This is a genomic window from Streptomyces sp. NPDC025806 (genome assembly GCF_055558275.1).
This window is the reverse complement of sequence record NZ_JBVHMU010000001.1, coordinates 485320-505951: the sequence shown is the minus strand read 5'-3', so window position 1 is coordinate 505951 and position 20632 is coordinate 485320. Positions and strand designations below refer to the sequence as shown.

Annotated in this window: 18 protein-coding genes; 10 read left to right on the top strand and 8 right to left on the bottom strand. The window is 72.4% G+C overall.

Annotated elements, in window-relative coordinates; genetic code table 11:
* Positions 1-46: 46 nt before the first annotated feature.
* The 8 genes from ACZ4E1_RS02285 to ACZ4E1_RS02250 form a co-directional block, all read right to left on the bottom strand.
* Positions 47-958 carry an alpha/beta hydrolase gene (locus ACZ4E1_RS02285; RefSeq protein ID WP_467534977.1) on the bottom strand — a complete coding sequence of 304 codons (912 nt, stop codon included), beginning with the start codon at positions 956-958 and terminating at the stop codon, positions 47-49.
* The gene (locus ACZ4E1_RS02280; protein ID WP_467534975.1) at positions 955-1737 is read right to left on the bottom strand and encodes a glucose 1-dehydrogenase; all 783 of its coding nucleotides are present in this window, start codon (positions 1735-1737) and stop codon (positions 955-957) included. The genes ACZ4E1_RS02285 and ACZ4E1_RS02280 overlap by 4 nt, the downstream gene beginning before the upstream one ends.
* 323 nt (positions 1738-2060) lie before the next feature.
* Positions 2061-3626 (bottom strand): FAD-dependent oxidoreductase, encoded by a 1566-nt coding sequence (locus tag ACZ4E1_RS02275; protein ID WP_467534973.1) that lies wholly within the window; start codon positions 3624-3626, stop codon positions 2061-2063.
* On the bottom strand, positions 3623-4066 hold the full coding sequence (locus ACZ4E1_RS02270) for a nuclear transport factor 2 family protein (protein WP_467534972.1): 444 nt from the start codon (positions 4064-4066) through the stop codon (positions 3623-3625). Before ACZ4E1_RS02270 ends, ACZ4E1_RS02275 begins: the two co-directional genes overlap by 4 nt.
* Positions 4067-4165: 99 nt before the next feature.
* A complete protein-coding gene (locus tag ACZ4E1_RS02265; protein WP_467534970.1) occupies positions 4166-5323 on the bottom strand; it encodes an acetyl-CoA C-acetyltransferase in 1158 nt (385 codons plus the stop codon).
* A gap of 10 nt (positions 5324-5333) precedes the next feature.
* Positions 5334-5951, bottom strand: coding sequence for a TetR/AcrR family transcriptional regulator (locus ACZ4E1_RS02260; protein ID WP_188339478.1), 618 nt, complete (start codon positions 5949-5951; stop codon positions 5334-5336).
* A complete protein-coding gene (locus tag ACZ4E1_RS02255; protein ID WP_467534968.1) occupies positions 5948-6745 on the bottom strand; it encodes an SDR family oxidoreductase in 798 nt (265 codons plus the stop codon). Before ACZ4E1_RS02255 ends, ACZ4E1_RS02260 begins: the two co-directional genes overlap by 4 nt.
* Complete coding sequence (locus ACZ4E1_RS02250) at positions 6742-7884, bottom strand: acyl-CoA dehydrogenase family protein (protein ID WP_467534967.1); 1143 nt, start codon at positions 7882-7884, stop codon at positions 6742-6744. Before ACZ4E1_RS02250 ends, ACZ4E1_RS02255 begins: the two co-directional genes overlap by 4 nt.
* A 47-nt stretch (positions 7885-7931) precedes the next feature.
* Between ACZ4E1_RS02250 and ACZ4E1_RS02245 the strand changes: the two genes are divergently transcribed.
* The 10 genes from ACZ4E1_RS02245 to ACZ4E1_RS02200 all read left to right on the top strand — a co-directional run bounded on the left by ACZ4E1_RS02245 (position 7932) and on the right by ACZ4E1_RS02200 (position 20580).
* Positions 7932-8813 carry an enoyl-CoA hydratase gene (locus ACZ4E1_RS02245; protein ID WP_467534965.1) on the top strand — a complete coding sequence of 294 codons (882 nt, stop codon included), beginning with the start codon at positions 7932-7934 and terminating at the stop codon, positions 8811-8813.
* On the top strand, positions 8810-9949 hold the full coding sequence (locus tag ACZ4E1_RS02240) for an acyl-CoA dehydrogenase family protein (RefSeq protein ID WP_467534964.1): 1140 nt from the start codon (positions 8810-8812) through the stop codon (positions 9947-9949). Before ACZ4E1_RS02245 ends, ACZ4E1_RS02240 begins: the two co-directional genes overlap by 4 nt.
* On the top strand, positions 9949-10950 hold the full coding sequence (locus ACZ4E1_RS02235) for an acyl-CoA dehydrogenase family protein (protein WP_467534962.1): 1002 nt from the start codon (positions 9949-9951) through the stop codon (positions 10948-10950). Before ACZ4E1_RS02240 ends, ACZ4E1_RS02235 begins: the two co-directional genes overlap by 1 nt.
* Before the next feature lie 92 nt (positions 10951-11042).
* Positions 11043-11957 (top strand): rhomboid family intramembrane serine protease, encoded by a 915-nt coding sequence (locus tag ACZ4E1_RS02230; RefSeq protein WP_467534960.1) that lies wholly within the window; start codon positions 11043-11045, stop codon positions 11955-11957.
* Positions 11958-11988: 31 nt separating this feature from the next.
* Positions 11989-12894: a chitosanase gene (locus ACZ4E1_RS02225; RefSeq protein ID WP_467534959.1), complete on the top strand. Its 906-nt coding sequence runs from the start codon at positions 11989-11991 to the stop codon at positions 12892-12894.
* A 103-nt stretch (positions 12895-12997) separates the two neighbouring features.
* Positions 12998-13507, top strand: a complete 510-nt coding sequence (locus ACZ4E1_RS02220) for a lamin tail domain-containing protein (RefSeq protein ID WP_467534957.1) — start codon at positions 12998-13000, stop codon at positions 13505-13507.
* A gap of 93 nt (positions 13508-13600) precedes the next feature.
* Positions 13601-18325: a DUF6531 domain-containing protein gene (locus ACZ4E1_RS02215; RefSeq protein ID WP_467534956.1), complete on the top strand. Its 4725-nt coding sequence runs from the start codon at positions 13601-13603 to the stop codon at positions 18323-18325.
* 29 nt (positions 18326-18354) lie between these two features.
* A complete protein-coding gene (locus ACZ4E1_RS02210) occupies positions 18355-19362 on the top strand; it encodes a hypothetical protein (RefSeq protein WP_467534954.1) in 1008 nt (335 codons plus the stop codon).
* A 142-nt stretch (positions 19363-19504) separates the two neighbouring features.
* Positions 19505-19702 (top strand): hypothetical protein, encoded by a 198-nt coding sequence (locus tag ACZ4E1_RS02205; protein WP_467534952.1) that lies wholly within the window; start codon positions 19505-19507, stop codon positions 19700-19702.
* A complete protein-coding gene (locus ACZ4E1_RS02200; RefSeq protein ID WP_467534950.1) occupies positions 19699-20580 on the top strand; it encodes a YwqG family protein in 882 nt (293 codons plus the stop codon). Before ACZ4E1_RS02205 ends, ACZ4E1_RS02200 begins: the two co-directional genes overlap by 4 nt.
* Positions 20581-20632 lie beyond the last annotated feature (52 nt).

The following is a 20632-nucleotide window of genomic DNA, read 5'->3' as shown; positions in this document are numbered from 1 at the left end:
GGCCGGCGGGGTGCACCCCGCCGGCCCTCGTCGTGCTCGGCGCCCGTCAGTTCCGCAGCGCGGCGAACGCCTTGGCGCAGGCGTCGCGCGCCTCGGGGATGGCCACGTCCGCGCTCATCGTCATGAAGCCGTGGAACGCCTCGTCGTAGCCGTGGTGCTCGACGGGGACCCCGGCGGCGGCCAGCAGTTCGGCGTAGCGGCGGCCCTCGTCGCGCAGCGGGTCGAACCCGGCCGTGACGACGAACGCGGGCGGCAGCCCGGCCAGGTCGCGGGCGGCGAAGGGCGTGGCCCGCGGGTCGAGCGCGTCCGCCGGGCCGGTCAGGTACTGCTCCCAGTACCAGCGCAGATGGTCGGCGGTGACGAAGTAGCCGCGCGCGTTCTCCGTGTACGAGGCGGAGTCGCGGGCCGGGTCGAGCATCGGGTAGTAGAGGTGCTGGGCGGTGAGCGCGGGGCCGCCCCGGTCGCGGGCGAGCAGCGCGGTGACGGCGGCGAGATTGCCGCCCGCGCTGTCCCCGGCGACGCTCAGCGGGCGCCCGGGGTGGATGTCGGCGGCCCAGCGCAGCGCGGTGTACGCGTCCTCGAAGGCGGCCGGGAAGGGGTGTTCGGGCGCGAGGCGGTAGTCGACGGAGACGACGGTCGCGCCGGTGCCCGCGGCCAGTTCGCGGCAGAAGCCGTCGTGGGAGTCGAGGGAGCACAGCACCATGCCGCCGCCGTGGAAGAACACGACGACGGGGGCGTCCGGGCCGCCGCCGGGTTCGTAGACCCGGACAGGGACGCCGTGCGCGTCGGTGTCGGTGACCCGGTCGAGCGCGGGCAGCCGGGGCGGCTCGGGCGCGGAGCGGGCGGCGAAGAAGGCCCGAACCTCGCGGATGTCGGTCATGGTCGTGCCGAGCGGCGGGAACGCGGCGGTGCAGGCGTCCATGAGGACTCGCACGTCGGGGCGCGGTGCGCGGCTCATGCGTCGGCCTGCGCACCGCGCGGGGCGAACACCGGCATGCGGCCGGCCGTCGCACCGCCGTCGGCGGTGATCTCGGCGCCGGTCAGGTAGGAGGCGTCGTCGGAGGCGAGGAACGCGACGAGGGTGGCGACCTCTTCGGGGCGGCCGATGCGGCCGAGCGCGGCGGCGGGGTGGTCGGTGGTGCCCAGGTGGGCGGTCATCGCGGTGTCGATGGCGCCGGGGAAGACGCAGTTGACGCGGATGCCGAAGCCGCCGAGTTCGAGGGCGGCGGTGCGGCTCAGGCCGCGCAGGCCCCACTTGGCCGCGCCGTACGCGCCGTGGCCGATGATGCCCTGGAGGCCGGCCTGCGAGGAGATGTTGACGATCGCGCCGCCGCCCGCGGCGCGCAGGGCGGGCACGGTGGCCTGGAGTCCGAGGAAGGGGCCGACGAGGTCCACCTTGAGCAGGCGCTCCAGTTGCTCGGCGCTCTCGTCGAGGAGCGGGGCCGTCGTGTAGATCGCGGCGTTGTTGACCAGGATGTCGAGGCGGCCGAAACGGTCTGTGGCCGTGGCGACGGCCGCCGCCCAGGAGTCCGGCTCGGTGACGTCCAGCGGCACGAAGTGGGCCGCGTCGCCCATCGACGCGGCGGTCTTCTCGCCCTGCTCGGTGAGGACGTCGCCGAGCACGACGCGGGCGCCGCGCCGCGCCAACTCGCGGGCGATGGCCTCCCCCATCCCCCGGGCCCCACCGGTGACCAGCGCGACCTTCCCACCCAGTACCTGCCCTCGCTCATCGGACATCGTGTTCCGCCTCCCTGATTCGTATGCCTGTACAGACCCGACCGACGCCGGGGTGCCGGGCAGGATGCGCCCCGTAAGGGGCGCGGGGCTGTGTCCATGTGCGGCTCCGCCGCGTGGGCGCGAGCAACCACGACGACGCGGCACTCGGCAACGAGCCCCGGCCCCAACGGCGGCGGCGCCGGAGCCGAGGCCGATGAAACGCGCACCCGGCGCCGGGGTGCCGCCTTGCCCACCCGTGCCGCCCCAGGCGGCAGACTGCCCAAGGCGGCGGCAGCCGGAAGGCGTGCCCAGGGCCGATGTGCCCCGTAAGGGCGGCGCCCCCCTCAGGTGCCGGAGGCCATGTGGGTCGCGGCGCGGTGGCCGAAGACCATGCCCGTGCCGATGGGCGCGCCGGGCCCGGGATAGACGGGCCCCGTGACGTTCGCCGCCGTGTTGCCGGCCGCGTACAGCCCCTCGATCGCGGAGCCGTCCCCGCGCAGGACACGCGCGTGGACATCCGTGCTGAGACCCCCCTTCGTGCCGAGGTCTCCGAGCACGATCCGCACCGCGTGGAACGGCCCCCGCTCCAGCGGCAGCAGGCACGGGTTCGGCGCGGTCGACTCCGGGTCGGTGAAGAACCGGTCGTAGGGGTCGTCACCGCGCCCGAACTCGGGGTCGTGCCCCTCGGCCGCGTACCCGTTGAACGTCTTCACCGTGGCGGCCAGCGCGTCCGCCGGCACCCCGATCTCGGCGGCGATGCCCTCGATCGTGTCGGCGGTGCGCCACACCCCGGCCTGCTCGAAGGACTCCCGGTCGGTGGGGACCAGGACGATGCCGGGCGGCTCCTCGCCGTGCGCCGCGTCCCACACCCACCACACGGGCCGGTCGGGCCGGTCGCCGGCGCCCGCGGCCATCATGGCGCGGCCCATCCGGTCGTAGGACAGGCACTCGTTGGCGAAGCGGCGGCCCCGCGCGTCGACGAAGACGCCCGCGCGGAAGCCGAGGGCGAACGCGGCGCTGCCGTCGGGGAACAGCACGGACGGGCACCACCAGCTCTCGTCGAGCATCGTGGACGCGGCGCCGAGGCCGGTCGCGGCGCGCAGCGCGTCGCCGGTGCCGCCGCCGGCCGGGCCCATGGTCCAGTCGGCGCCCGGCCCGTTGCCCCAGGTGCGGCGCAGGTCGGAGGCGCGCTCGTAGCCGCCGGCGGCGAGCAGGACGCCGCGCCGGGCCGCGATGCACCGGGTCCCGCCGGAGGCGGTGCGCACCTCGGCGCCGGTGACGCGGCCGGTGTCGTCCTGGACGAGAGCGGTGAGCGCGGTGTGGCGCTCGGTGCGGCCGCCCGCGCCGTGCAGGGCGAGCAGCAGTCGGCCGATCAGCGCCCGGCCGTCCTCCAACGGGCCCTCGGGGGTGGGCAGTCGCAGGCGCTCGGCGTAGGCGGGCGGCCGGACCGCGTCGAGCAGCTCGGCCGAGCCCTCGGGGCGCTCCAGGGGGACGGGGAAGACGCCGCGGCCCGCGTCGAAGCGGCCGGGGCCCGGGTAGTAGTCGGGGAACGGGCGGTACTCGAAGTCGATGAGGTCGTCGCGCTCCAGGAACGCGACGAGCGGGCCCGCCCCGTCGAGGTAGGCGTCCTGCAGCTCGTGCGGGGTGGCGTCGCCGACGAGGGAGCGGAAGTAGGTACGGGCGAGGTCGGCGCTGTCCTCGACGCCGGCGCGGGCCTGTGCCTGGTTGCCGGGGAGCCACAGGCAGGCGCCGGCGTAGGCGGTGGTGCCGCCGAAATACTCGGTCTTCTCGACGACGAGGGTGTCGAGGCCCTGGGCGGCGGCGCTGTAGGCGCCGGTGAGGGCGGCGCCGCCGGAGCCGACCACGAGGACGTCGACCGTCTCGTCCCAAGACTGATTCTGCGTGCTCACAGGGTCTCGCTCCTCTCGTACCACTGGGGGAAGACGGCGCGGGCGGCGATCCGCCAGCCGTCGGCGGTGCGCTCGTACTCGTCCTCGTAGCGGACGGGGCAGCGCAGGTCGCCGCCCTCGGCGCCGAGGTGGTGGGCGATGCAGTAGGTGACGCCGCGGGCCCGGTCGGGTCCGGTGATCTCGGCGACGTGGTTGCCGACCTGGTGGAAGGTGCGGGGGAAGACGGAGAGGTCGTCGAGGAGCTTGGCGCGCTCGGCGCTGCCGCCGCGCTCCCACAGGAGGCTGCCGTCGGCCTCGTGGGCGACGATCCGCGCGTCGGCGGTGAACTGGGCGTCGAACAGGGCCGGGTCGCGGGCGTCGACCGCGAGGGCGTAGTTCTCGGCGAGGCGCCGCAGCGCGAACGCGTCACCGGGCTCGGGAGGAACAGACGTACGGGTCATGGCCCACACCCTGTCCCCACCCGGCCCGGTGCTCCACGGTCCGTTCCCGCTCAGTGGGAGACGGGCCGCCGCCTCACGACGCCCCAGACGCCGGGGACGTCAGAGGCGCTCGATGATCGTCACGTTGGCCTGGCCGCCGCCCTCGCACATGGTCTGCAGGCCGTAGCGCCCACCGGTGCGCTCCAGCTCGTGCAGGAGGGTGGTCATCAGCTTGGTGCCGGTCGCGCCGAGGGGGTGGCCGAGGGCGATCGCGCCTCCGTTCACGTTCACCTTCGCCGGGTCGGTGCCGGTCTCCTTGAGCCAGGACAGGACGACCGGCGCGAACGCCTCGTTGATCTCGACGAGGTCGATGTCCTCCATGGACAGGCCGGTCTTCTTCAGCGCGTACGCCGTCGCGGGGATCGGCGCGGACAGCATCCGGATCGGGTCCTCGCCGCGCACGGAGAGGTGGTGGATGCGGGCGCGCGGGGTGAGCCCGTGCTCGCGGACGGCACGCTCGGAGGCGAGCAGCATGGCGGCGGCGCCGTCGGAGACCTGGGAGGAGCAGGCGGCGGTGATGGTGCCGCCCTCGACGACGGGCTTGAGGCCGGCCATCTTCTCCAGGGTGGTGTCGCGGCGCGGTCCCTCGTCGACGGTGACATCGCCGTACGCGACGATCTCCTTGGCGAAGCGGCCCTCGTCGATGGCGCGCAGGGCGCGCTGGTGCGACTGGAGCGCCCAGGCCTCCTGGGCCTCGCGGGTGATGCCCCACTTCTTCGCGATGAGCTCGGCGCCGTGGAACTGGTTGACCGGCTGGTCGCCGTAGCGGGCGCGCCAGCCCTCGCTGCCGATGTAGGGGCCGTCGGTGAGGCCGAGGGGCTCGGCGGCCTGCCGGGAGGCGAACGCGATGGGGATCATCGACATGTTCTGCGTGCCGCCGGCGACGACGAGGTCCTGGGTGCCGGACAGGACGCCCTGGGCGGCGAAGTGGACGGCCTGCTGGGAGGAGCCGCACTGCCGGTCGACGGTGACGCCGGGCACCTCCTCGGGCAGTCCGGCGGCGAGCCAGGCGGTGCGGGCGATGTCGCCGGCCTGCGGGCCGACGGTGTCGAGGCAGCCGAAGACGACGTCCTCGACGGCGGCCGGGTCGACGCCGGTGCGGGCGACGAGCTCCTTGAGGACGTGGGCGCCGAGGTCGGCGGGGTGGACGGCGCTCAGTCCGCCCTTCTTGCGCCCGACGGGGGTGCGGACTGCTTCGACGATGTAGGCCTCGGCCATGACGGCTCCTTCATCCTTGCGGGGCGGGGGAATGGTCTGATCGGTCGGGTGCGGCGATCCCGTCCAGGACGGTCGCCAGGTACTGGCGGGCGATCTCCTCGGGGCTGTGCCGGCCGTCGGGCCGGTACCAGGACGCGGCGACCCAGACGGTGTCGCGCACGAAGCGGTAGGTGAGCCGGATGTCGAGGTCCGCCCGGAACTCCCCGGCCGCCACGCCGTCCTTCAGCGTGGTCAGCCAGGTCTGTTCGAAGGTGCTCTGGGACGCGGCGAGGAACGCGAAGCGCTCCCGGGCCGCGAGGGTCTTGGACTCTTTCTGGTAGATGGCGACCGCGGGTCCGTGCCGGTCGATCTCCCGGAAGGACTCGGTGACCAGGGCGCGCATCGTCTCGCGCGGCCCGAGCCCGGCGGCGAGCACCGTGTCGTAGCGGCCGGCGAGTTCGTCGAGGAAGCCGCGCAGGATCTCCTCGACGATCGAGTCCTTGGAGTCGAAGTGGTAGTAGAGGCTGCCCGCGAGCATGCCCGCGGCGTCCGCGATGCGGCGGACGGTCGTGGCGTCGTAGCCCTGGGCGGCGAACACCGCGGCCGCGGTGTCGAGGAGCTGGCGCCGCCGCTCGGGCGAGGCGCTCATGCGTGCTGGCTGCTCACGGACACGACCTCGCCGGTCATGTACGAGGAGTAGCCGGAGGCGAGGAAGACCATCACGTTGGCCACTTCCCAGGGCTCGGCGTAGCGGCCGAAGGCCTCCTTCTCGGTGAGCTCCGCGAGGAGTTCGGCGGAGGTGACCTTCACGAGGTGGGGGTGCATGGCGAGGCTGGGCGCCACCGCGTTGACCCGGACTCCGTACTCGGCGGCTTCCAGGGCGGCGCAGCGGGTGAGGGCCATGACCCCGGCCTTGGCGGCGGCGTAGTGGGCCTGGCCCTCCTGGGCGCGCCAGCCGATGACGGAGGCGTTGTTGACGACGACGCCCGTGCGGCCGGTGTCGCGGAAGGAGCGCAGGGCGGCGCGGGTGCAGCGGAAGGTGCCGCCCAGCGTGATGTCGAGGACGCGGGTCCACTGCTCGTCGGTCATGTCGACGAGGGCGGCGGTGCCGCCCAGGCCCGCGTTGTTCACCACGATGTCGAGGCCGCCGTGGACCTCGGTGACGTGGGCGAACAGGGCCTGTACCTGCTCCTCGTCGGTCACGTCGCAGGCGAGCGCGGAGACGCGGTCGGCGCCGAACTCCTCGGCGAGGGCCTGCTCGCTCTCCTTGAGGCGGCGGGTGTGCGCGTCGCTGATGACGACGCGGGCACCCTCCTCCAGGAAGCGGCGGGCCGTGGCCCCGCCGATGCCGGCGCCCGCGGCGGCGGTGACGACGGCGCTGCGGCCTTCCAGGAGCCGGTGGCCGGGGACGTACTCGGGAACGCGGGACTTCGGCGTCGTCATGCACGCACCTCTTTCGGCAGGCCGAGCAGGCGCTCGGCGATGATGTTCCGCTGGATCTCGTCGGAGCCCGCGTAGATCGTGTCGGCGCGGGAGAAGAGGAACAGGCGCTGCCACGCGTCGAGTTCGTAGGGTTCCTCGACGGCGAGCATCGAGGCGGCGCCGCAGATGTCGATGGCGAGCTCGCCGAGGCCGCGGTGCCAGGTGGCCCAGTAGAGCTTGGCGACGGAGGGGTCGACGCCGCGTCGCGCGTTGGCCTCCATGGTGCGCAGGCCCGTCCAGGCGCGGGCGAGGCGGTCGCGGAGCAGGGGGTCGTCGAGCGTGCCGCTCTTCTCGGCGAGCGCGATCAGGTCCGTCAGCTCGCGGCGGAAGCCGATCTGCTGGCCGACGGTGGAGATGCCGCGCTCGAAGCCGAGGGTGGCCATGGCGGTGCGCCAGCCGTCGCCGACGGCGCCGACGACGTGCGAGGCCGCGGTGCGGGCGCCGTCGAAGAACACCTCGTTGAACTCGCTGGTGCCGGTGAGCTGGACGATGGGGCGCACCTCGACGCCGGGCTGGTCCAGCGGCACGAGGAGGTAGGAGAGTCCGGCGTGCCGGCGGGAGCCGGGCTCGGTGCGGGCGATCACGAAGCACCACTGGGCCTCGTGCGCGAGCGACGTCCAGGTCTTCTGTCCGTCGACGATCCACTCGGTGCCGTCCTCGCTGAGGGCGGCGCGGGTGCGCACGCCCGCGAGGTCGGAGCCGGCGCCCGGCTCGCTGTACCCCTGGCACCACAGCTCCTCGACCCGGCGGATCGGCTCCAGGAAGCGGGCCTTCTGCTCCTCGGTGCCGAAGGCGATCAGGGTGGGGCCGAGCAGTTGCTCACCTATGTGGTTGACCCGGGCGGGGGCGTCCGCGAGGGCGTACTCCTCGTGGAAGGCGATCTGCTGCGCGAGGCTCGCGCCGCGTCCGCCGTGCTCCTCGGGCCAGCCGACGCACGTCCAGCCGTGCGCGGCCATGTGCCGCTCCCATGCGAGGCGCTCGGCGAACGCCTCGTGCTCACGGCCGGGTCCGCCCTTCCCCCGCAAGGAGGCGAATCCGCCGGAGAGTTCACGCTCCAGCCAGCCGCGAAAGCCGGTCCGGAAGTCCTCGACGCTGTCCATGCGCATAAGCTAACCTACCAAACACTTGTTAGGGAAGGATGAATCCGATGCCCGCACCGCAGCCCGACCTGTCCCAGCCCACGGAGGACACCTCCTCGCCCGTCCTGTACGAGGTCAGGGGCCCGGTCGCGTACGTGACGCTGAACCGGCCCCGGTACCGCAACGCGCAGAACTCGGCGATGACCTACGCCCTGGACGCCGCCTTCTACCGCGCGGCGGAGGACTCCGAGGTGAAGGCCGTCGTCCTCGCCGGCGCGGGCGAGCACTTCTCCGCGGGCCACGACATCGGCACCCCGGAGCGGGACGCGCACCTTCCGTTCGAGCGCAAGGCCGGTCTGTGGTGGGACCACTCCGACAAGCAGGGGGCCGACTCCCGGTTCGCCCGTGAGTCGGAGGTCTACCTCGGCATGTGCCGGCGCTGGCGCGAACTGCCCAAGCCGGTGATCGCCTCCGTGCACGGGGCGTGCGTGGCGGGCGGCCTGATGCTGGCCTGGGTGTGCGACCTGATCGTGGCGAGCGAGGACGCTTTCTTCGCGGACCCGGTCGTGCGCATGGGCATCCCCGGCGTCGAGTACTTCGCGCATCCGTGGGTGATGCCGCCGCGCATCGCCAAGGAGTTCCTGTTCACGGGCGAGCGGATGAGCGCCCGGCGCGCGTACGAGGTCGGGATGGTCAACCGGGTGGTGGCGCGCGAGGAGCTGGCGGAGCGCACGGACGAACTGGCCCTGAAGATCGCCGAGATGCCGCGTCTGGGCCTGGCCCTGACCAAGCGCGCGGTGAACCAGGCGGAGGACCTCCAGGGCCTGCACACCGGCATGGACTCGGTGTTCGGCCTGCACCACCTGGCCCACGCGCACAACGCGGAGACGGCGGCGGACTCCCTGGGCGGCATGGACGTCCGGTCGATGAAGGAGGCGGGCACGCGATGAACCTGGACTTCACCCCCGAGGAGGACGCGTTCCGGGCCGAGGCCCGCGCGTGGCTCGCCGCGCACGTGCCGGCCGAGCCGCTGCCCTCCCTGGAGACGGAGGAGGGCTTCGCCGCGCACCGCGCGTGGGAGGCCGAGCTGCACGCGGACCGCTGGGCGGTCGTGTCCTGGCCCGAGGAGTACGGCGGGCGCGGCGTCGACATCTTCAAGTGGCTGGTCTTCGAGGAGGAGTACTACGCGGCGGGCGCCCCGGGCCGCGTCACGCAGAACGGGATCAATCTGCTGGCCCCCACGCTCTTCGACCACGCGACGGACGAGCAGCGGGACCGCGTGCTGCCCTCGATGGCAAGCGGCGAGGTCGTGTGGGCGCAGGCCTGGTCGGAGCCCGAGTCCGGCTCTGACCTCGCGTCGCTGCGCTCGCGGGCGGTGCGCACGGACGGCGGCTGGCTGCTGAGCGGGCAGAAGACCTGGTCCTCGCGGGCCGCGTTCGCCGACCGGGCCTTCGGCATCTTCCGTACGGATCCGGACGCGCCGAAGCCGCACCAGGGCCTGACGTACCTCATGTTCGACCTGAAGGCGCCCGGGGTCACGGTCCGCCCGATCGGGCGGCTCGACGGGAAGCCGGCGTTCGCCGAGCTGTTCCTGGACGACGTGTTCGTCCCCGACGAGGACGTGATCGGCGAACCGGGCAACGGGTGGCGGATCGCGATGTCGACGACGGGCAACGAGCGGGGTCTGACGCTGCGCTCCCCCGGCCGTTTCCTCGCCGCCGCGGACCGGCTCGCGGCGCTGTGGCGCGAGCGCGGCGCGGACCCTGCGGTCCGGGACCGGGTGGCGGACGCCCTGGTCGGGGCGCGGGCCTACCAGCTGTTCACGTACGCCAACGCGTCGCGCTTCGCCGCCGGTGAGCAGATCGGCGCCGAGTCCAGCCTGAACAAGGTGTTCTGGTCGGAGTACGACATCGCGCTGCACGAGACGGCCCTTGACCTGCTCGGTGCGGACGCGGAGCTGGCGGACGGCGAGTGGGCGGAGGGCTACGTGTTCTCGCTCGCGGGCCCGATCTACGCGGGGACGAACGAGATCCAGCGCGACATCATCGCCGAGCGCCTGCTCGGCCTGCCGAAGGGACGCCGCTGATGAGGTTCCTCCTGGACACGGAGCAGGCCGAGTTCGGCCGCACCCTCGACCGGATGCTCGGCGCGGCCGACACCCCCGCCGCCGTACGGGCGTGGGCGGCCGGTGACTTCGGGCCGGGCCGGGCGCTGTGGGCGCGGCTCGCGGAGACCGGGGTGTTCGCCCTCGCGGTGCCCGAGGCGTACGAGGGGCTCGGCCCGCTGCCGGTCGAGCTGGCGGTCGCGTACGTGGAGCTGGGCCGGCACGCGGTCCCCGGCCCGGTCGTGGAGAGCGCCGCCGCGGCGGCGCTGCTCGCCCAGCTGCCGGAGGGCACGGGCGCCGCGAAGGAATGGCTGCCCCGGATCGCCTCCGGCGAGGCGGTTCTGTCGCTCGCGTCGGGCCCGTACGCGCTGGACGCGGACGCGGCGGACGCGGTGCTCCTCGCGGACGGTGACGCGATACGCCTGGCCGCCGGGCACGGCCCGCTGCGGGAGTCGGCCGATCCGGCCCGTCGCCTGTTCGTCCCGGAGGGCGGCGAGGTGCTGGCCCGGGGCCCGGAGGCCGCGGCGGCCCTGGCCCGCGCCACCGATCTGGCCGCGTTCCTCACGGCGGCCCAGTCCCTCGGCGTCGGGCTCGAACTGCTGCGCAGGACCGTGGAGTACGTGGGCCAGCGCCGCCAGTTCGGGGTGGCCATCGGCACGTTCCAGGCGGTCAAGCACCGGCTGGCGGACGCGCTGGTGGGCCTGGAGTTCGCCCGCCCGCTGCTCTTCGGGGCCGCGCTCACGCTGGACGGCGAGGAGATCGCGGCGGCCAAGCTCGCAGCGGGCGAGGCGGCGTACCGCGCGGCCCGCGCCGCCCTCCAGCTGCACGGCGCGGTCGGCTACACGGAGGAGCTGGACCTCTCCCTGTGGCTCCGCAAGGCCCTCCCCCTGCGCGACGCCTGGGGCACCCCGGCGCAGTGCCGGGCCCGGCTGGTCCCACAGGCGGGCGGGCCGGTCGCATGGCGGGCGTCGTCGGCGGGGTGACCTGCACGGGGGCCGCGGTGGGCGTGATCTCCGGGTTCGCTATTTTGAGCGGCGCCCGACGTTCATGACGTTGCTGACCTCAGGAGCCGGCCGTGGAACCCACGCCCCAGTCCGCCACGACCCCGACGTGCTACCGCCACGCCGGCACCGAGACGCACATCCGCTGCGCCCGCTGCGAGCGGCCGATATGCCCTCAGTGCATGCGCGACGCGTCGGTCGGCTTCCAGTGCCCGGAGTGCGTGGCCGAGGGCAGCCGCTCCGTGCGTCAGGCCCGCACGGTCACCGGCGGGCGGATCGCGGCCGTGCCGCTGGTCACGTACGTGCTCATCGCGGTGAACGTGCTGGCGTACGTGGGCGAGCTGATCAGCCCGCGGATCGTCGAGCGGTTCCAGATGCTGGGGCTCGGCCTGACGGGAGCCGACGGCCTCAGCTACCAGTACCTGGACCCGGCGCCGCCCGGCTTCGACCCGGCGGGCGTGGCGGCGGGCGAGTGGTACCGGCTGCTCACCGGCTCGTTCCTGCATCTGCCGCCCACCGACGGCTGGTACGGGCTGCTGCACATCACCCTGAACATGGCCTCGCTGTGGAACCTGGGCCGGCTCGTCGAGTCGCAGCTGGGCCGGGTCCGCTACCTCGCCCTGTACCTGCTGTCGGCGCTCGGCGGCTCGGTCCTCGTGCTGCTGCTCGCCCCCGAGACGCCCACCGTCGGCGCGTCCGGCGCGATCTTCGGGCTGGCCGCCGCGTACTACGTGATCGCGCGCCGGCTCGGCTGGGACATGCGCGGGGTCAACCAGTTCATGGCGTACTTCCTGGTGTGGATGCTGGTCTCCGCCGGATTCGCGTCCTGGCAGGGGCACCTGGGCGGGCTGCTCGCGGGCGCGGTCGCGGCGGTGGGCCTGGTGTACGCCCCGCGCGAGCGTCGCGTACCCGTGCAGACGGCGGCCTGCGTCGGGCTGCTCGCCCTGCTCCTGGTGATCACCGCACTCAAAGCGGGAGCACTGGCCTGAACCGGTCGGCGCGCCGCTTACTCTGTCCGGCATGAAACGCGCCGGCTGTCTGGCCCTCTCCTTTCTCGCCGTGGCACCGCTCGCCACGGTCGCGGTCTTCCTCATGTCCCCCGACGGGAAGACGGACGACTCCCCCGCCATGCCCTCGTCGGCCTCCGCGCAGCCGTACGAGAAGGACAAGTCGGCCGCCGAGCGCAAGGCCGACGACAAGCTGATAGCCAGCCTGCCGCCCGGCCTGGCCGCGCCCGCGAAGAAGGAGCTGGCGCAGCAGATCGTGGCGAGCGCGGAGAACTCGACGCTGGACTGGCGCAGCCAGTACGGCTACATCGAGGACATCGGCGACGGCCAGGGCTACACGGCGGGCCCCGTCGGCTTCTGCACCGGCACCCACGACCTGTTGACCCTGGTGGAGCGCTACACGAAGGCGCACCCGGACAACGAGCTGGCCCGCTTCCTGCCGGCCCTGCGCAAGGTCGACGGGTCGGACTCGCACGAGGGACTGGACCCGGGCTTCACCGAGGCGTGGAAGGCGGAGGCCGCGAAGAAGGCCTTCCGGGACGCCCAGGACACCGAGCGGGACCGGGTGTACTTCGATCCGGCGGTCCGTCTCGCCAAGCTCGACGGGCTCGGCACGCTGGGCCAGTTCATCTACTACGACGCGATGGTGCTGCACGGTCCGGGCATCGGTCCGAGCGGTTTCTACGGTCTGCGCGAGGCCGCCATCAAGGAGGCGGACACCCCGTCGCAGGGCGGCAGCGAGAAGAACTTCCTCGACATTTTTCTCGACCTGCGGCGCAAGGAGATGAAGGCGAAGCGCGCGGACCGCGACACCAGCCGCATCGACACGGCGCAGCGCCAGTTCCTCTACGACGGCAATCTGTCGCTGAAGACGCCGCTCACGTGGCAGGTCTACGGCGAAACGTTCAAGGCGCCGTGATCCACGCCGATTTGGCCCCGCGCACACCGTTCCGTCTGTGAAGATGACGTGTCGAAGCAGTGGTGCCCGCGTGTGCACCGGTCAACTCAAAAGAGGACAACACATGAACATACGCCCCACCTTGGCCGCCGCCTCCGCGCTGTCCGTCTCCGCGCTGGCCGCCGTGGCCCTGCTGGGAGCGGCCCCCGCGTACGCGACCGAGTACAGCTCGGCGCTGAAGATCCGCGGGGTCCAGTACGACGCGCCGGGCACGGACAGCAACCGCTGCTCGGGCGGCAACACGTCGCAGGAGTACGTGACGCTGAAGAACTACTCCAGGACCGCGACGATCAACCTCAAGGGCTACCTGGTCAAGGACGCCGCCGGCAACAGCTTCCGGTTCACCGCGAGCCACAGCCTCCAGCCCGGTGACTACGTGAAGCTGCGCGGCGGCAACGGCACGGACTCCGACGCCAACAACGTGGTCTACCGCGACAACTGCAACTTCATGTGGAACAACAGCGGCGACACGATCCACCTGTACAAGCCGTCCGGTCCGGGCTCGGACTCCCACAAGTACACGAAGTCCGCCAACGACCGTGACGGGAACGGGTACATCGGCTTCCACAGCTGATGCAGCACGTCCCCACCACCACGTATCGTCGAACGCGTTGACGATGCAGGGGCACACGTCCATGTGCCCCACGACGGGGGACGAGGACGGGCCGTGGGGTACACGATTCCGGGCTGGCTGGACGAGATCCTGGACTTCATCGGGATCAACTTCCCGAACGTGGACGAGGACGACTACCGCGAAATGGCCGACGCCATGCGGGAGTTCGCGGAGAAGTTCGAGGGGCACGGCGGGGACGCGCATCTGGCGTTCTCCCGGATCCTGTCCTCCTCCGAGGGCTGGGCCGTCGACTCCATGGAGAAGCACTGGAACAAGATCAAGGCCAGCCATCTGGAGAAACTCCCCGAGCTGGCCCGGCTGTTCGCGGACGCGTGCGACACCCTCGCCGAGATCATCGAGTGGATGAAGCACAAGGCCGAGGCCGAACTCGCCATCATGGCGGGTTCGGTGGGCCTGTCGATCGGCCTCGCCTGGGTCACTGGCGGCCTGTCCGCGGTCCTGGGCGCGGCCGAGATCCAGGCGATGCGTCAGGTGGTCAAGCGGATCATCGACGAGGCGGTCGAGCGGATCGTCGACGAGGTGATAGCCAAGCTGACCGAGCCGGTCAACGCGAAGCTGGAGTCGATGGTCGAGGACATGGTCCTCGACCTCGCCGAGGGCGCGTTCACCATGCCGCCGGCCGAAGGGCCCGGCGGCGGTGGCGGCTCCCACGGCGGCGGCAAGGACGGCGTGCACATCGCCTCGGCCGGCGACGGCGGCTCGTCCAGCGGTGGCGGCGCGGGCAAGCGCACGCGGATCGACCACACCGAGTTCGAGGACGGCGCGGGCAAGGTCTCCCGGCACGGCAGCGAGCTGCACCTCGCGTCCTCCGACCCGCTGGGCCGCGCCCGCGGCGCGTTCGGCCGCAGCAAGGGCCGCGACCCGTTCACCCAGGCCTTCGACAGTGTCCTGCACGGCGCCCTGAAGGGCTCCGAGAAGGCGCTGAAGAAGATCAGCAAGCACATCACGGAGACCGTCCCCGAGCGGGTCAAGGGCGCCTCCCGCACCCACAAGGGCAAGGACCACGACGTCCGCGACAAGGTCGACGGCATCGACGGCCGGCAGAAGGGACGCGACAAGAACAGCGGAAACGGCAGGCCCGGACCGGATTCCGGCGCCAAACTGAAGATCGATGAGGCCCGCAGGAACGACCCGGACCTGGTCGACCGCGCCAAGGACGCCCGCGCGTTCAAGGACAAGGAGTTCTGCGGCGACCCCATCGACATGGCATCCGGCCAGATGGCAATGTCGCAGACCGATGTCGAGTTGCCTGGTGTGCTGCCCCTGGTGCTGCGCCGTACGCATCTGACCGGTTACCGCCACGGCATCGCCTTCGGCCCGTCCTGGGCCTCCACCCTCGACGAGCGCCTCGAACGCGACCCGGCAGGTGAGGGTGTGTGGTGGCGCCGCGACGACGGCTCCAGCCTCTACTACCCCCGCACTCCCGACATCGTCGGCGATCGCGTCGTCCCGGTCGCGGGTGAACCGATCCCACTGACCTACGTCTCCCACGGCACTTCCTACGTACTCGTGGTCCAGGACCCGTCCACCGACCTGACCCGGTACTTCGAACCCGCCGCGACGGGCGAGGGCACCTGGTGGCTCGTCCGGACCGAGGACCGCAACCACAACCAGCTCACCCTCGAACGCGGCGAGGACGACCGGCTCTCGGAGGTGACGCACACCGGCGGCTACCGCCTGACGATCACCACCGCTCCGGGCGGCCGGGCAGTCACCGGGTTGCAGCTGCTCACCGAGGACGGCCCGCTACGGCTGCGTTCCTTCACCTACGACGACGCCTCCGGCGACCTCGTCGAGGTCCGCAGCGCCGTCGACGCCCCCACCCGCTTCACCTACGACGACACCCACCGCATCACCGGCTGGTGCGACAGCAACGACACCGAGTTCACCTACATCTACGACACATCGGGCCGGGTCGTCGCCACCCGCGGCAGCGACGGCTTCCTCGATTCCCGGATCACCTACGGGCGCCAGGAGAGCGACGGCAGTACGACCGTCACGTACACGGACTCCGTCGGCCACGCCACCGTCTACCGCGCCAACACTCTCGGCCAGATCGTCGCCGTGACCGACCCGCTCGGCCACACCGTCACCCAGACCTGGGACGACCGCGACCGCCTCCTGAGCCGCACGGATCCGGACGGCCACACCACCCGGTGGACCTGGGACGAGCGGGGCAACCTCGTCGCCGCCCACGAAGCCGACGGCACGGTCACCACGGCCGAGTACGACGAGCACGGTCTGCCCGTCGTCATGACCGCCCCCGACGGCGCCGTGTGGCGCTGCACCTACGACGCCGCGGGCAACAACACGGCACTCATCGCCCCTGACGGCACGGTCACCCGCTACGCGCACGACGAGCGTGGCGCCATCACCGCCATCACCGACGCGCTCGGCGCCACGGAGACGTTCCTGCCCGACGCCACGGGCCTGCCGATGGCTCGCACCGACGCCCTCGGCCATACCTGGGTCTTCACTCGCGACGCCTTCCGCCGCCCCACGTCCATGACAGACCCGATGGGCGCGACCACCCGCATGGAGTGGAGTGCCGAGGGCCGGCTGATCCGCCGCGTGGAACCCGACGGCAGCGAACGGACCTGGACGTACGACGGCGAGGGCAACCGGCTGACGGAGTCCACGGCCGGCGTCGGCACCACCCGCTACGAGTACACCCATTTCGGGCTGCTCGCCGCGCGCATCCAGCCGGGCGGCGCCCGCCACACGTTCACCTACGACACCGAGATGCGCCTCACGGAAGTCGAGAACTCGTCGTCCCGTACGTGGACTTACGCGTACGACCCGGCGGGCCGTGTCGTACGCGAGACCGACTTCGACGGCCGCGTCCTCACGTACGACCATGACGCCACCGGTCGCACGGTCACCCGCACCAATCCACTCGGCCAGTCCGTCACCCAGTACCGTGACGCGCTGGGCCGTCTCGTCGCGAAGGACGTCGACGGGGAGACGACCTCGTTCGACTACGACGCGGCCGGGCGGCTGCTGCGGGCCCGCTCCGCGCAGTCCGTGATGGAACTGGAGTGGGACACCCAGGGCCGGCTCACCGCCGAGACGGTCGACGGCCGCACCCACCGCTACGGGTACGACGCTGTCGGCCGCCGCACTCTGCGCACCACCCCCAACGGCACGGCGACCCGGCAGGCGTACGACGCGGCAGGCAACCGCACCGACCTGCACCTCGCGGGCCGCGCGCTGCGCTTCACCCATGACGCAACGGGCCGGGAACTCACCCGGGCCTTCGGCCCGCAGGACCACGCCGTCACTCTGGCCACGTCCTGGGACGCACTCGGCCGGGTCAGCGAGCAGAGCCTGACGGCGCGGGACCACAAGGTCCGCTCCCGCGCGTACCGCTACCGGCCCGATCACCACGTGCTCGGCATCACCGACCGACTCGGCGACGACGAACGGCGGTTCACACTCGACTCCGAAGGCCGGCCCACCGGTGTCGACGGGCGCAACTGGAGTGAGCGCTACCGCTACGACACCGAGGGCAACCAGACGGAGGCCGACTGGCCCGACAAGGCCCCACACCCGGAAGCGCGCGGCCCACGCGGCTACGACGGCAACCGGCTGCGGTTCGCGGGCGCACTGCACTACACGTACGACGCAGCGGGCCGGGTCGTCGAGCGCCGCCGCAAGCGGCTGTCCCGCCGACCCGAGGTCTGGCGCTACACCTGGGACGCCGAGGACCGGTTGACCTCCTGCACCACGCCCGACGGCACGGTGTGGACCTACACCTACGACGCCTTCGCCCGGCGCACCGCCAAGCGGCGGCACGCCCCCGACGGGACGGTGGCCGAGGTCACCGTCTTCTCCTGGGACGGCAGCCGACTCTCAGAGCAGACCGACAGCACGACGCGCACCACACTGACCTGGGAATACGACGGCATCCGGCCGCTCGCGCAGGTGGAGTCCCGCAGCCGCGCCGAGGACAGCGGCGCGATCGACTCCCGGTTCTTCGCCATCGTCACCGATCTCATCGGCACCCCCACCGAGCTCGTCGACGACACCGGTGACATCGCCTGGCACAGTCGCACCGTGCAGTGGGGCACCACCGCCTGGGGGCGGGAGTCGAGCGCGTACACACCGCTGCGTTTCCCCGGCCAGTACGCCGATCCTGAGACCGGCCTCCACTACAACCACTTCCGTCACTACGATCCCGAGCCCGGCCGCTACGTCACCCCCGACCCGCTGGGTCTCGCGCCCGCGCCCAATCCGGCCGCGTACGTGGACAATCCGGCGACCCTCGCCGACCCGATGGGGCTGGCCCCCTGTATGCAGTCGATGCAGGACATGGCCACCAAGATCAACAACCTGAAGAAGGAGGGCATCGCGCGCGACCGGCAGACCGTCGCGGTCATCCACGCGCAGACCCCGAACGGTCCGGTCACGTTCGTGGCGGGCACCAGCAAGAGCAAGCTCACCAAAGACCAGATCGCGCTGGCCAAGAAGATGGGGCTCGTCCCGCTTCCCAACGACGAGTACCTGAAGATTCCCAAAGGCCAGGAGGGCGGCCACGCCGAGCAGAACATCCTGCACTTCCTGCACCGCAGGAACCTTGCGGCGGGCGGAGAAGCAGGCTGGCTCCCGTCGCACGGTGCCGCCTCGAACGTCGTGTGCGACAAGTTCTGCTCGCCGATCATCCGCAGGACCTTCGGAGCTATGTTTGGGCAGGTGTATCCGGGAACCCAGGGGACGCAGCAGATGCAGTTCTACTGGCCGGCCCGGCACACCCCCTGACGCCACAGAAACCCAGGAGAGACGCACAGATGGCACCGCCCCGCCCGATGGTCGAACTGCTGGCCGAGGAGGAGTTCGCCGGGTACGGCGCCTGCTCCTCCAGGTACGACTCGTTCCTCACCCGTGACGGCATGAACTGGCTGGTCTCCCGGACCGGCGACACCATCGCGGTGGGCCGCGTCTCCACGGAGCCGGGCCGGGTTCTGGACGGAATGCGGAACTGGCCGGCCCCCGGGCCGGAGGGCTCGCGCACGTACGTGTCCCCACTGCCGGACGGCGGCCTCGCGGTGGTCGGTGACGGTCTGGTCACCGTGTACGAAGCGGACGCCCGGGTCCGCTGGACTCACGGGTTCACGCGCTGGACCGCCGGGACCGGCGCGAGTCCCGCGTGCATCGCCGACCCGTCCGGCGGACGCCTGCTCGTCACCACGCCAGGGCCCGAGCTGACCGCCCGTCCGTACCCCGGCGACCTGTGCGTGGCGCTCGACCTGGCCGACGGGCAGCCCCTCGGGCAGGTGCAGCTGCCCTCCGCCTCGGCGGGCTACGCCTTCAAGCAGTCCCTGACGCACCAGGCACAGCTCTTCCTCGACGCGGCGCAGGGCGACACGTTTTTCGCCCTGTCGATCGACGCGGCGGACGGCCGGCTCGCGGCGGACCGCGTCGGGCTGCCGACGGAGCTGTCCGCAGGGGTGGCCCTGGGCGGGGCCTGCCTGTACCTCGACGTGGGCGGCGAGTGGCTCGGCCGGTACGAACCCGGTCGGCCGGCGGTCCAGGCGGACGCCGAGGACGTGTTGCCCGAGGACTTCCGTTTCGTGGGCTACCGCACCGGCTTCCTGGACGAGAACCAGGTGCTCGCGGCAGCCGCCGAGGAGGAGGAATCGGACGAGAACACCCACCTTCTCCTGGACGGTCACACCCTGCGCCCCCTCGCCACGCTCGGCTACCCCGGCACGTCCGCGTACGATCCGCTCGCACTCGGCGACGGCACCTGGCTGACCGTGGAGGAAGACACGCTCCGCCGGTGGCGCCTGGCCTGACGGTGACGTCGGCGGGCCGGTGCTCCGCCCCGCCGACGAGCCGTGGCCGGCCCGCACCGACGCGCCCCGGCGGCGCCGACCCGAAGCGGAAGCCCTCCTGCTTCGCGACCTTGCACTTCTGCTGACTGATCGGCCAGTGGGCGTGGTGCACACCGCCGCGCCGGTGCTCGGCCGCGAGCCGGCCGACGGGCCGCGGGCCGGAGGCGGCGGCCCGCCCGGTGGTGGGCAACGGGCGGACGAGGACACCCCCGGTACGATCACCCCCGGCCCGCTCGCCCTGGGCGACGGCACCCGGCTCGCCGTGGAGGGCGACAACCTCCGCCGCTGGAGCCTCACATGACCCGCACCACCCCGCCCCGCCCCTTCGACGTCGAGGCACTCTTCCCCGGCCTCGCCCCGCTGCGCCGCACGGCGACCCGTCTGCATCCACGGCCCGGTTCCCCCACGGCGCGCGACAGTTCGGTCGGCGGCCCGATGCTGTGGCCCGCGCACGAGCCCTGGCCGGTGTGCCCGACGCCGCACAAGGGCGCCGAAGGTCCGCTGCCCCTGCTCGCGGTCGCCCAGCTCCACCGCCGTGACGTGCCCGGCCTCCCGCATCCCGAACTCGGCGACGTGCTCCAGGTGTTCTGGTGCGGCTTCGAACGGCACGGCGCGAGCGGCTACGAGCCGTACGCCGAGATCCGTTGGCGCCGCGCGGCGGACGTCACCGAACCGCTCGCCGAACAGCCGGCCCCCGAGGTCGTCGGCCGTGAGGAACTCGTCCCCACCCCGTGCGTCCTGCACCCCGAAGTGGTCACGGAGTACCCGTGGTTCGAGGAACTCCCCCTCGACCTCCAGGAACGCGTCGAGGCCTGGGAAGAGGACCGGGAAGGGGAGGTGGAGGACGAGGACGAGGAAGACGAGCACGACGGCGAGATCTACGTGTCGGACCTGTCGACGGCCCCCGGCTGGAAGACCGGCGGCCATATCGCCTGGAACCTGACCGGCCCGGCCGAACTGCGCTGCGTCACCTGCGCCGCGGACCTCTTCCCGCTCCTGAACGCCGCCGACCGGGAGTGGGACTGCAGCACCACGAGCTGGATCCCGTCCGAGGACCTGCCGAACGCCGACACCGAGCGCGCCTACGGGCCCACCGGTGTCCGGCCCGGCCGCAGCCATCTGGTCATCGCCGTCTGTCCGCGCGATGCCGGCCACCCGCTGCGCCTGGTCATCCAGTAGAACGACCGCGACGCCCGCCCTCTTCGTCCGGTCGGGGACAGTCTGGGCGAGC

Excerpts from the sequence above, each read along its gene's own strand:
- ACZ4E1_RS02210 (WP_467534954.1), top strand. The coding sequence starts at position 18,355 with ATGGCACCGCCCCGCCCGATGGTCGAACTGCTGGCCGAGGAGGAGTTC.
- ACZ4E1_RS02220 (WP_467534957.1), top strand. The coding sequence starts at position 12,998 with ATGAACATACGCCCCACCTTGGCCGCCGCCTCCGCGCTGTCCGTCTCC.
- ACZ4E1_RS02200 (WP_467534950.1), top strand. The coding sequence starts at position 19,699 with ATGACCCGCACCACCCCGCCCCGCCCCTTCGACGTCGAGGCACTCTTC.
- ACZ4E1_RS02270 (WP_467534972.1), bottom strand. The coding sequence starts at position 4,066 with ATGACCCGTACGTCTGTTCCTCCCGAGCCCGGTGACGCGTTCGCGCTG.
- ACZ4E1_RS02245 (WP_467534965.1), top strand. The coding sequence starts at position 7,932 with ATGCCCGCACCGCAGCCCGACCTGTCCCAGCCCACGGAGGACACCTCC.
- ACZ4E1_RS02265 (WP_467534970.1), bottom strand. The coding sequence starts at position 5,323 with ATGGCCGAGGCCTACATCGTCGAAGCAGTCCGCACCCCCGTCGGGCGC.
- ACZ4E1_RS02255 (WP_467534968.1), bottom strand. The coding sequence starts at position 6,745 with ATGACGACGCCGAAGTCCCGCGTTCCCGAGTACGTCCCCGGCCACCGG.
- ACZ4E1_RS02250 (WP_467534967.1), bottom strand. The coding sequence starts at position 7,884 with ATGGACAGCGTCGAGGACTTCCGGACCGGCTTTCGCGGCTGGCTGGAG.
- ACZ4E1_RS02285 (WP_467534977.1), bottom strand. The coding sequence starts at position 958 with ATGAGCCGCGCACCGCGCCCCGACGTGCGAGTCCTCATGGACGCCTGC.
- ACZ4E1_RS02240 (WP_467534964.1), top strand. The coding sequence starts at position 8,810 with ATGAACCTGGACTTCACCCCCGAGGAGGACGCGTTCCGGGCCGAGGCC.
- ACZ4E1_RS02280 (WP_467534975.1), bottom strand. The coding sequence starts at position 1,737 with ATGTCCGATGAGCGAGGGCAGGTACTGGGTGGGAAGGTCGCGCTGGTC.
- ACZ4E1_RS02235 (WP_467534962.1), top strand. The coding sequence starts at position 9,949 with ATGAGGTTCCTCCTGGACACGGAGCAGGCCGAGTTCGGCCGCACCCTC.
- ACZ4E1_RS02260 (WP_188339478.1), bottom strand. The coding sequence starts at position 5,951 with ATGAGCGCCTCGCCCGAGCGGCGGCGCCAGCTCCTCGACACCGCGGCC.
- ACZ4E1_RS02225 (WP_467534959.1), top strand. The coding sequence starts at position 11,989 with ATGAAACGCGCCGGCTGTCTGGCCCTCTCCTTTCTCGCCGTGGCACCG.